Consider the following 10,405-nt stretch of genomic DNA (forward strand, 5'->3'; position numbering starts at 1 on the left):
GAGCGCAGCGAGTGAAGTGAATCGACGGCGGGGCCACGATCGCGAGACTGGCCGGGAAGTCGGCGCCACAGGCGCCGACCGCCGTATTCGCGCGCCGCAGCCTGCCCGCCCGCGCCTTTGCCGCGCCGACGCCGACGCAGACGCACATGCCCGTGCCACAAGCCGAATCGCAATCACTTGCGGGCATCCACTATCCTGGATACTATGTCCACCATGAAGGAAGACGAGAACAACGCCCTCAACGACCGGATCGCCAGGCGGGTGCGCGACTTGCGCGCCGAGCGCGGCCTGTCGATCGAGGCGCTCGCCACGCAGTCGGGGGTCAGCCGCTCGATGATCTCGCTGATCGAGCGGGGCGAGAGCAGCCCCACCGCCGTGGTGCTCGAGAAACTGGCCACGGGCCTGCATGTGACGCTGGCCTCGCTGTTCGATGCGCCGCAGGCCACGCCCGAGCCGGTGGCCCGGCAGGCAGACCAGCCCGTGTGGCGCGATCCGCACTCGGGCTACCGGCGGCGCAATGTGTCGCCCAGCGGCGTGGCGTCGCCCATCCAGATCGTGGAGGTGGCCTTTCCGCCGCGGGCGCGCGTGTCGTATGAAACCGGCGCCCGCGAACCGCTGGTGCACCAGCAGGTGTGGGTGCTCGACGGCAGCATCGAGGTGACGGTGGGCGACGACGTGCACCGCCTCGACACCGGTGACTGCCTGGCGCTGGTGCTGGACCGCCCCGTGAGCTTCCACAACCCCGGACGCAAGACCGCGCGATACGCGGTGGTGATCACCAGCCAGCCAGCCGCCAGGAGATGACATGACGACCACCGCCCCGGCCCGCCCGGTCCGCCGCCTGACCACCCCGACCGACGAGCAACTGCAGGCCCTGGCCGATGTGCTGATCGACTGCGTCGACGGTGGCGCGTCGGTGAGTTTCATGCACCCCTTGCCGCGCGAGAAGGCGCTGGACTTCTGGCGCCAAGTGGTCGACGGGGCCATGCGCAACGAGCGCGTGCTGCTGGTGGCCGAGGACGCGGGTGGCGCCATCGTCGGCACCGTGCAGGTGGTGCTGCAGCAGCCCGACAACCAGCCGCACCGCGCCGACGTGTCGAAGATGCTGGTGCACCGCCGCGCCCGCCGCCAGGGCCTGGGCGCGGCGCTGATGCGCTCGGCCGAACAGGCGGCGCGCGCGCACGGCAAGTCGCTGCTGGTGCTGGACACCGCCAGCGACGAGGCCGCGCGGCTGTACGCGCGCCTGGGTTGGCAGCACTGCGGCGTGATCCCCGGCTATGCGCTGCTGCCGCAGGGCGGCCTGTGCGACACCACCTACTTCTATCGCGCACTGGCCGCGTGACTGGCCACCTCGGCGCACTGGCCGGCTGACCGGGCACCTCGGCGTACCGGCCGGCAGACCCGCCGACCGGGCGGCCCGCCCGCGCGACGGCAAAGGGCGAGGCCTTGCCGATGGACCGCCGGCGCGGCGGCTGCCATGATCCGCCGCCATGCCTGCCCTCCCACCCTTCACCGCCTTCGCCTGGATCGGCGCGCACCCGTGGCTGTACCCGGCGCTGGAGGTGGTGCACATCGTCGGCATCGCGCTGCTGCTGGGCAGCCTGGTGCTGGTCGAGTTGCGGCTGTGGGGGCTGGGCGCCGCACTGCCGCTGCCGGCGCTGGCCCGGTTCGGGCTGTCGATCAGCCTGGTCGGTTTCGCGCTGGCCGCCGCCAGCGGGCTGACGATGTTTGCCAGCCAGCCCGGCGACCTGATTGCCAACCGCATGTTCGTCATCAAGATGGGGCTGCTGATGCTGGCGGGCACCAACGCGCTGGCCTTCCACGCGCGCGGCGGGGTGCACAAGGCCGACGCGCTGGCCCGCGCCCAGACCTTGCTGTCGCTGGGGCTTTGGCTGGGCATCATCATCTGCGGTCGCTGGATCGCCTACCACTGACCCCCACCCGGAGACCCACGCCATGCAACGCCGACACCTGCTGATCGCCGCCGCCACGCTGCCCGCCCCGGTGGCGTTCGCCCACCACGGCTGGAGCAGTTTCGACCAGTCCCGGCCGCTCTACCTGGAGGGTATGGCGCGCAAGGTGGCCTGGCGCAACCCGCATGCCGAGTTCGACCTCGAGGTGGCCGCCGACCTCAAGCTGCCGGCCGACCTGGCCCGCCGCACGCTGCCCGCGCAGTCTGCCGGGGTGGATGGCCCCGCGCTGCTGGCCAACGCCCGGCTGCCGACGCGCCGCGACAAGGTGTGGCACATCGAGCTCGCGCCCCTCACGCGCATGGAGGCCTGGAAGGTGGCCGAGATCAAGCCCGGCGACCGCGTCGCGCTGCTGGGCTTCACCTTCAACGGCGAAAAGGGCGAGCCGGTGCTGCGCGTCGAGTACCTGTTCATCGGTGCGGCCACCTACGGGCTGCGCTCGTCGCCGACCTGATGGGCGGCGGCGCGGCCGGCGGCCCTCGGCCGCGGCAGTGTTTGCCACCGCACAGCGCGGCGCCGATGGCCGGCCTAGAGTGAATGGATGCGAGAACCCTCTCTCCGATCCTTCACGAACCAAAGGTCCACCATGATCCACCGCTTCGCACTGCCCGCATCGCTCATCCTCGCCAGCCTGCTGGCCGTTCCGGCCGCGCAGGCCGCGATGAGCAAGACCGACTACTCCGCCGCCAAGAGCCGCATCGGCGCCGACTACAAGGTCGACAAGGCCGCCTGCGACGCCCTGTCGTCCAACGCCAAGGACGTCTGTGTCCAGGAGGCCAAGGCCAAGGAAAAGGTCGCCCGCGCCGAACTCGAATCCAGCTACACCGGCAAGGCCCGCGACCAGAACAAGCTGCTGGTGGCCAAGGCCGAGTCGGCCTACGCCGTGGCCAAGGAGAAGTGCGACGACCAGTCCGGCAACGCCAAGGACGTGTGCGTGAAGGAAGCCAAGGCCGTCGAGGTGAAGGCCCTGGCCGACGCCAAGCTGGGCAAGGACATGGGCGCCGCCATCAAGGACGCCAACAGCGACAAGCGCGAGGCCGACTACAAGGTGGCCGCCGAGAAGTGCGACGCGATGTCGGGCGATGCCAAGTCGGCCTGCATCACCACGGCCAAGGGCCGTTACGGCATGAACTGAGCCTGGCGCAGGACGCCACCGGCCGCGACGCCTGCGGCCGGCAATGTGGTCCTGCACTCGCTCACCCCCATCGGGCACCTGCCCCTGGACAACGACATCGCCGCCGCCACGCTGCTGCACATCGACTCGAGTCTGCCCCCCGGCCACTCGGACGTGCGCCGCGTGGCGGCGGCGATCGTCGAGCACCTGATGGCGTCGGACACGGCCCTGGTGCTGTGTCGCCGCGACCTCGACGCGGCGCCGCTGCCGCACCTGTCTCGCCTGCTGCTGCCCGCCGACCATGCGCTGCAGGACACGCTGGCCGCGGCGCTGGAATCGGTGGCCATCGAACGCGGCCGCGCCGCCAGCCGCGCGGTGATGGACGAGTTCCTGGCCGCCGACACCGTGGTGATCGGTGTGCCATCGGACCGGGCCGCCGTGCCGGCGCACCTGAAGGCCTGGACCGACCGCCTGCTGATCCCGGGCAAGACCTTCCGCTTCACCGACCACGGCATCGAGGGCCTGGCCGGGCACAAGCGCGTGATCATCGTGGTGCCCCGCGATGACGCCGGCGGGCCAGGCGCGTCGACCACGCTGACGGCCGGTCATGTGGAGAGCCACCTGCGCGCCGTGATGTCCTTCATGGGCGTGCGGCAGCCTGAGCTCATCTTGACCGAGGACAGCCCGCCAGGTGCGGCGGGGCTGGACAATGGCGACGCGCTGGCAACGGCCTTGGGTCTCGATCGCCGGTCGCAAGCGCTGGCCTGATCGATCGTCAGGCCCCTGGCTGTGCCGGGTCTGCGCCCCTCCCAAAAACCTCACCTGCCGATCTCTCCCTGATCCCCAGTCGATCGGTCCCCCCGAAGGACACCATGCAAGTCTTGCTCCACACCGACCCCAACACCGACGGCAGCCAACAGATGGCCGACCACCTGCAAAGCGTGGTCAAGGACGCGATGCACCGCTTCGGCGAGCGCGTGACGCGCGTGGAGGCCCACCTGTCCGATGCCGACGGGCAGACCAAGTCCAGCGACCATGCGATCCAGTGCGCGCTGGAAGCGCGGCTGGTCGGCCTGGAACCGGTGTTCGTCAAAGACCAGGCCGGCAGTGCCCACCAGGCCATCGACGGCGCGGTGCGCAAGCTCGAACGCGCCGTGGCCACGGTCATCGGCAAGCAAGACCCCCGGCGACACCGCAACCAGGACGACACCGCGTCCGACGACAGCGTCGCGCCGGCGGCCGGACCCGTCTGAATCCCAGGCCCGCCCGGCGCGTCCCGCGGGTCTGGCTGTGCCGGCCTCAGGGCCGCAGGTTCACCTGCCCGCGCACGTCACCGTTCGGTTGGGCAGCGGTGTACAGGTTGACATACCAGCGGCCTGCGCTCAGTTCAGCGGCCTGCGACGGCGTGAGGATGGCGCTGCCCTTGATCGGGTTGACCAGGCTGCCCGTCATCGTCAGCACCACGCCGGCGACCTGTGCGGGCAGCGCCGGCCCATGGAAGTGGGCGGCCGTCACCGGGCCGCCGAGTCCGGCATAGACCACGGTCCACGTGAACTGGCCCGATGCGGGGTCGAGACTGGCCTCCAGCGTGCCCCGCCCCTGGCCGGGCCGCGGCGGCAGTTCATTGCCCTCCGACAACACCGCCGAAAACGCCAAGGCGGCCCGCACGGCGGCCACCGGGGCCACCGATGCGGCGGGCGCCGCTGGCGCCATGCCGCAGGCGGCCAGGCCGACAGCGGCGATCAACGCGCCAAGAGCGGCCAGGCTGCGGTGGTCCACGGGGACACTCCTTCGGTGGCGAAACTGGTCTTTCGGCGTACGGCCAACCGGACGAGGCCGAGCAAGCGCTGAAGCGCTCGGCGCCGGGGGGTCCCGGCGCCGAGCCTTGAAACGGTTCAGCCGCATCGGCCTGGCTGCGCCGTCCCTCCGCGTCCGGAGGCGTCATCGCCCGCCCGGCAAGGCGCCGGACGGGACGGTGCCGGTTCAGCTGCCGATGTACTTGGTGCCGTAGAACTTGTGCACGCCGGTGGCCCAGGTGTCGTCGGCCATCGACGGCCAGTGGTCCTTGTCGAAGCCCGGGGCGTCCTTCAGGGCCTCCTTCAGCGCGTTGAGCGTGAAGCGCTTGTTCTCGGTGTCCAGCGTCAACGCCGACCAGGGCACGGCGAACAGCTTGTCGCCCATGCCCAGCACGCCGCCGAACGACAGTACCGCGTAGGCGATCCTGCCCGTGGCCATGTCGATCATGAATTCCTTGATGTCGCCCAGGTCTTCGCCGTCCTTGTTGTAGACGTCGTTGCCCATCAGCGTGTCGGCGCCCATCAGTGCCGGGCCGGGGCCGCCATTGGCATTGGCGTAGATGCCGAGCTTGTCGCGAGTGACGTAGTTGGATTGCATGGTGGTTCCTTGTGTGGTCCAGAAAGGTGGTCGGAGCCTCGGGGGCCGCAACCGGTGCCGCCGGCCTGCGCATCGTTCGCGACAAGGCCTGCAGGTGCGTCCACAGCCTACGGGCCGTGCCGTCGGCAGTCCGTGCGGCAACCCACCCTGCGGGGCCTGGTCCTACAACTCACGGGGTGCTTCCATGGCGGAACAGGTCGTTGACCTGCCCGACCTGCCCCGATCAGGTCACCGGCGCCGGGTTGAACAGCACCAGCGCGTTGTGCAGCTTCCAGTGCTCGGCCCAGGTCTTCCTGCGGCCGCTGGCCACGTCGAGCATCAGGTGGAAGAGTTCCCAGCCCACGTCCTCGATGGTGGCGGTGCCGTCGGCGATGGTGCCGGCGTTCACGTCCATCAGGTCGTGCCAGCGGCGCGCCAGGTCGCTGCGCGTGGCCACCTTGATCACCGGCACCGCGGCCAGGCCGTAGGGCGTGCCGCGGCCGGTGGTGAAGACGTGCAGGTTCATCCCCGCGGCCAGTTGCAGCGTGCCGCAGATGAAGTCGCTGGCCGGCGTGGCGGCGTAGGTCAGGCCCCGGGTCTTGAGCTTCTCGCCCGGCGACAGCACGCCCGAGATCGGCGCGGTGCCCGACTTGACGATCGAGCCCATCGCCTTCTCGACGATGTTGGACAGGCCGCCGGCCTTGTTGCCCGGCGTGGTGTTGGCGCTGCGGTCGACGCCGCCGCGCTTCAGGTACGCGTCGTACCAGGCCATCTCGCGGATCATGGCCTGCGCCACCTCGGGCGTGGCGGCGCGCGCGGTGAGTTGGTCGATGCCGTCGCGCACCTCGGTGGTCTCCGAGAACATGACGCTGGCGCCGGCCCGCACCAGCAGGTCGGTGCAGAAGCCCACCGCCGGGTTGGCAGTGACGCCCGAGAACGCATCGCTGCCGCCGCACTGCACGCCCACCACCAGTTCGCTGGCCGGCACCGTCTCGCGGCGGCGGGCGTTCAGTCGCTCGAGGTGCACCTCGGCCTGGCGCAGGATCGAATCGACCATCGACATGAAGCCGACGTGCGCGTCGTCCTGCAGGCAGATCACATCCAGTGCGCCGCCGGCACGCTCGTCCGAGATCGGGATGCTGCCCGGCGGCAGCAGCCGCTCGGGCTGCAGCTTCTCGCAGCCCAGGCTCACCACCATCACCTCGCCGCCGAAGTTGGGGTTCAGGCTGATGTGGCGCAGCGTGCGGATCGGCACCACCGCGTCGGGCGCGTCGATGGCCACCCCGCAGCCATAACCATGTTCCAGAGCGACCACGTCGTCGACTTTCGGAAAGCGCGGCAGCAGTTCGGCCTTGATGCGCTTGACCGCGAAGTCGGTGACGCCGGCCACGCACTGCACCGTCTGCGTGATGGCCAGGATGTTGCGCGTGCCCACCGAGCCGTCGGCGTTGCGGTAGCCCTCGAAGCTGTGGCCTGGCAGCGGCGGCAGCGGCTCGGGCCGGGCGGTGGCGATGGGCAGGCCGTCCAGGCCGCGCGCGTCGGGCATCTTCAGCAGGCGCTCGTGCACCCAGCTGCCGGCCGGGATGTCCTTCAGCGCGTGGCCGATCGGGATGCCGTAGCGCCGCACCGGCGCCCTGGCGGCGATGTCGACCAGCGCCACCTTGTGGCCCTGCGGCACGCGGTCCACCAGCACCGGGCCCGCGGGCAGCGCGGTGCCGGCGGCCAGCCCGCCGTCGTTGGCCACGATGGCGACGTTGTCGCGCTCGTGCATGCGGATGGTCAGCGGCGGCTTGACGACTGCGTTGGGCATGGCGGTCTCCGGTTGTGCGGGGCGGTTGCTCAGGGCCGCTGGCCCACCTCGTGCGACTCGCGCGTCCACGCCTTCGATTGTTCACTCAGGCTCAGGCCCAGGCCGGGCCGGGTGGGCACCAGCATGCGGCCGGCCTTGATCTCCAACCGCTCGTTGAACAGCGGTTCCAGCCAGTCGAAGTGCTCCACCCAGGGCTCGGTCGGACAGGCCGCGGCCAGGTGAACGTGCAGTTCCATCGCGAAGTGCGGCGCCAGCATCAGCCCGGCCTGCTCGGCCTGCGCGGCGATCTTCAGGAAGGGCGTGATGCCGCCGACGCGCGGCGCGTCCGGCATCAGCCAGTCGGCGGCGCGGTGGCGGATCAGCTCGCCGTGCTCGGCCGCGCTGGTGAGCATCTCGCCGGTGGCGATGGGCGTGTCGAACTGCGCCGCCAGCGCGGCGTGGCCCTCGTGGTCGTAGGCGTCCAGCGGCTCCTCGATCCAGATCAGGTTGAACGATTCGAAGGTGCGGCACATGCGCTGCGCGGTGGGCCGGTCCCATTGCTGGTTGGCATCGACCATCAGCGGCGCATCGTCGCCCAGGTGCTTGCGCACGGCCTCGACGCGGCGGATGTCCAGCGCCCGGTCGGGCTGGCCCACCTTCAGCTTGATGCCGCCGATGCCGCGCTCGCGCGAGACCGCTGCATTCACGAGCAACTGTTCCAGCGGCGTGTGCAGGAAGCCGCCCGAGGTGTTGTAGCAGGCCACCGAATCGCGGTAGCTGCCCAGCAGCTTGGCCAGCGGCAGGCCGGCGCGGCGGGCCTTCAGGTCGTACAGCGCCACGTCGAAGGCGCCGACGGCCTGCGTGGCCAGGCCGCTGCGCCCCACCGAGGCGCCGGCCCAGCACAGCTGCGTCCACAGCCGGCCGATGTCGCTGGGGTCTTCGCCGAGCAGCGCCGGCGCAAGCTCCTTCGCATGGGCGAACTGGCCCGGCCCGCCCGCGCGCTTGGCGTAGCTGAAGCCCAGGCCGCCGTGCCCGTCGGCCGTCTGCACCTCGGCGAACAGCATCGCGATCTCGGTCATCGGCTTCTGCCGGCCGGTCAGCACCTTGGCGTCGCTGATCGGCGTGGCCAGCGGCAGCATGCACGACGAGACGCGCACCCAGGCGATGCGGTCGCTGGCAGCGCTCATCCCTTGGCCACCTCGTGGTCGGCCATCAGCTCCAGCGCCTTCACCAACGCCGAGTGGTCCAGGTCGGCCATGCCGTGGGCGGCGCAGGCCTGCATCAGTTGCGCGGCGCTGGCGGTGTGGGGCAGCGCCACGCCCAGTTCGCGCGCGCCCTGCAGCGCAAGGTTCAGGTCCTTCTGGTGCAGGCGGATGCGGAAGCCGGGGTTGAAGGTGCGCTTGATCATGCGCTCGCCGTGCACTTCGAGGATGCGGCTGGACGCGAAGCCGCCCATCAGTGCCTGGCGCACCTTGGCGGGGTCGGCGCCGGCCTTGCTGGCGAACAGCAGCGCCTCGCCCACCGCCGCGATGTTGAGCGCGACGATGATCTGGTTGGCCACCTTGGTGGTCTGCCCGTCGCCGTTGCCGCCGACCAGCGTGATGTTCTTGCCCATCGCCTCGAGCAGCGGGCGGATGCGCTCGAACACCGCCTCGTCGCCGCCGCACATGATGGTCAGCGAGGCGGCCTTGGCGCCGACCTCGCCGCCCGACACCGGCGCGTCGATGTAGTCGGCGCCCAGCGCGTTGATCTTCTGCGCGAACACCTTGGTGGCCATCGGCGAGATCGAGCTCATGTCGACGACGACCTTGCGCGCGCCCCCGGCCGGCAGCGCCGCAGCCACGCCGTGGGCGCCGAAGAGCACCGCCTCGACGTCGGACGTGTCGGGCACCATCATGAAGATGACCTCAGCCTGGCGCGTCACCGCCTCGGCGGTGTCGCAGCGCAGGGCCGCCGACGCGGCGATCGATTCGGGCAGCTTGCCGCGGGTGTGCACGTGCAGCGTGTGGCCAGCGTTGGCCAGGTGCAGGGCCATCGGGGCGCCCATGATGCCCAGGCCGATGAATCCGATGTTCATGTGGGTTCCTCTTGCGGTGGCGATGTTGGAGGCCGGCCAGGCAGGGCCCGGCGTGTGGATGGCGCCAGGGCGACCGGCGTTCAGTCGAGCTTCACGCCGCCCTGCGCCACCACGCCGGCCCAGTGCTTGCGCTCGCGCTCGAAGAAGCTGCTGAACTCGGCCGGCGTCATCGTCACCACCTCGGCGCCCTGCGACACCAGGCGCTCGCGCACCTCGAGGCTGCGGATGATGCGCGTCAGCTCGGCGTTCAGCCGGGCCACCACGGCCGGCGGCGTGGCCGCCGGCACCACCAGGCCCTGCCAGGTGCCTGATTCGAAGCCCTTGACGCCCTGCTCGGCGATGGTGGGCACGTTGGCCAGCAGCGGCACGCGCGTGGCCTTGGACACCCCCAGCACCTTGAGCTTGCCGGCCTGCACCTGCGGCAGCGTGGCCAGCATGCCGTTCATCAGCACCTGGGTCTGCCCGGCCACGGTGTCGCCGATGGCCTGCGCGCCGCCCTTGTAGGGGATGTAGGTCCACTCGGCCTTCGTCGCCTTCTCGACGGCCACGCCGGCCAGGTGCGGCGCGCTGCCGATGGCGGTGACCGCGAAGTTCAGCTTCTGCTGGTGCGACAGCGCCACCAACTCCTGCAGGGTGTTGGCCGGCACCGACGGGTGCACCACCAGCAGGTGCGGCGAATAGGCCAGCATGGTCACGCCGCGCAGGTCCTTCGACGGATCGAAGGGCAGCTTGCTGTACACCGACGCGGTGATGGCCAGCGCGCCCACGTCGCACAGCAGCAGCGTGTGGCCGTCGGTGGACTTGGCCACCAGGTCGGTGCCGGTGTTGCCGTTGGCGCCGGCCTTGTTCTCGATGACGACCGTCTGCTTCAGGGCCTCGGACAGCTGCGGCGCGATGGCCCGCGCGATGATGTCCGACGAGCCGCCCGGCGGGTAGGGCACGACGATGCGGATCGGCTTGGTCGGCCAGGCCTGGGCGGCAGCGCCCTGCCCGGCCGTGGCCAGCAGCGCGGCCAGCGTGGTCAGCAACCAGCGGCGGGTGAGTCGTGTCATGGGAAGTCTCCTGGGTGGGCTCGGGGAAGG

At 70.9% G+C, this 10,405-nt stretch carries 13 protein-coding genes; 7 read left to right on the forward strand and 6 right to left on the reverse strand.

Annotated features, from left to right (window positions below; translation table 11 throughout):
• The first annotated feature begins 213 nt into the window (after positions 1 to 213).
• The 7 genes from EOINJALH_RS04645 to EOINJALH_RS04675 all read left to right on the forward strand — a co-directional run bounded on the left by EOINJALH_RS04645 (position 214) and on the right by EOINJALH_RS04675 (position 4,337).
• Positions 214 to 804: a helix-turn-helix domain-containing protein gene (locus EOINJALH_RS04645; protein WP_234413656.1), complete on the forward strand. Its 591-nt coding sequence runs from the start codon at positions 214 to 216 to the stop codon at positions 802 to 804.
• 1 nt (position 805) lies between these two features.
• Positions 806 to 1,342, forward strand: coding sequence for a GNAT family N-acetyltransferase (locus tag EOINJALH_RS04650; protein ID WP_088279149.1), 537 nt, complete (start codon positions 806 to 808; stop codon positions 1,340 to 1,342).
• A 148-nt stretch (positions 1,343 to 1,490) separates the two neighbouring features.
• Positions 1,491 to 1,934, forward strand: coding sequence for a hypothetical protein (locus EOINJALH_RS04655; protein ID WP_088279150.1), 444 nt, complete (start codon positions 1,491 to 1,493; stop codon positions 1,932 to 1,934).
• 22 nt (positions 1,935 to 1,956) lie between these two features.
• On the forward strand, positions 1,957 to 2,424 hold the full coding sequence (locus EOINJALH_RS04660; protein ID WP_088279151.1) for a DUF6152 family protein: 468 nt from the start codon (positions 1,957 to 1,959) through the stop codon (positions 2,422 to 2,424).
• A gap of 132 nt (positions 2,425 to 2,556) precedes the next feature.
• Entirely contained in the window at positions 2,557 to 3,105 is a 549-nt protein-coding gene (locus EOINJALH_RS04665; RefSeq protein ID WP_199873146.1) for a hypothetical protein, read from the forward strand.
• 45 nt (positions 3,106 to 3,150) lie between these two features.
• Entirely contained in the window at positions 3,151 to 3,852 is a 702-nt protein-coding gene (locus tag EOINJALH_RS04670; RefSeq protein WP_088279152.1) for an FMN-dependent NADH-azoreductase, read from the forward strand.
• Between the two features lie 104 nt (positions 3,853 to 3,956).
• Positions 3,957 to 4,337, forward strand: coding sequence for an HPF/RaiA family ribosome-associated protein (locus EOINJALH_RS04675; RefSeq protein WP_088279153.1), 381 nt, complete (start codon positions 3,957 to 3,959; stop codon positions 4,335 to 4,337).
• 46 nt (positions 4,338 to 4,383) lie between these two features.
• Here the strand turns inward: EOINJALH_RS04675 and EOINJALH_RS04680 are convergent, their stop codons facing one another.
• The 6 genes from EOINJALH_RS04680 to EOINJALH_RS04705 all read right to left on the reverse strand — a co-directional run bounded on the left by EOINJALH_RS04680 (position 4,384) and on the right by EOINJALH_RS04705 (position 10,375).
• Entirely contained in the window at positions 4,384 to 4,863 is a 480-nt protein-coding gene (locus tag EOINJALH_RS04680; RefSeq protein WP_158219656.1) for a CHRD domain-containing protein, read from the reverse strand.
• A 204-nt stretch (positions 4,864 to 5,067) separates the two neighbouring features.
• Positions 5,068 to 5,478, reverse strand: coding sequence for a PRC-barrel domain-containing protein (locus EOINJALH_RS04685; RefSeq protein ID WP_088279155.1), 411 nt, complete (start codon positions 5,476 to 5,478; stop codon positions 5,068 to 5,070).
• Between the two features lie 223 nt (positions 5,479 to 5,701).
• On the reverse strand, positions 5,702 to 7,267 hold the full coding sequence (gene garD, locus EOINJALH_RS04690) for a galactarate dehydratase (protein WP_088279156.1): 1,566 nt from the start codon (positions 7,265 to 7,267) through the stop codon (positions 5,702 to 5,704).
• A gap of 29 nt (positions 7,268 to 7,296) precedes the next feature.
• Positions 7,297 to 8,433 carry an L-talarate/galactarate dehydratase gene (locus EOINJALH_RS04695; RefSeq protein ID WP_088279157.1) on the reverse strand — a complete coding sequence of 379 codons (1,137 nt, stop codon included), beginning with the start codon at positions 8,431 to 8,433 and terminating at the stop codon, positions 7,297 to 7,299.
• A complete protein-coding gene (locus EOINJALH_RS04700) occupies positions 8,430 to 9,323 on the reverse strand; it encodes a 2-hydroxy-3-oxopropionate reductase (protein WP_088279158.1) in 894 nt (297 codons plus the stop codon). The genes EOINJALH_RS04695 and EOINJALH_RS04700 overlap by 4 nt, the downstream gene beginning before the upstream one ends.
• Positions 9,324 to 9,403: 80 nt before the next feature.
• The gene (locus EOINJALH_RS04705; RefSeq protein WP_088279159.1) at positions 9,404 to 10,375 is read right to left on the reverse strand and encodes a tripartite tricarboxylate transporter substrate binding protein; all 972 of its coding nucleotides are present in this window, start codon (positions 10,373 to 10,375) and stop codon (positions 9,404 to 9,406) included.
• Positions 10,376 to 10,405 lie beyond the last annotated feature (30 nt).

The organism is Ideonella sp. A 288, assembly GCF_002198735.1.
Classification (GTDB): domain Bacteria; phylum Pseudomonadota; class Gammaproteobacteria; order Burkholderiales; family Burkholderiaceae_C; genus Pseudaquabacterium.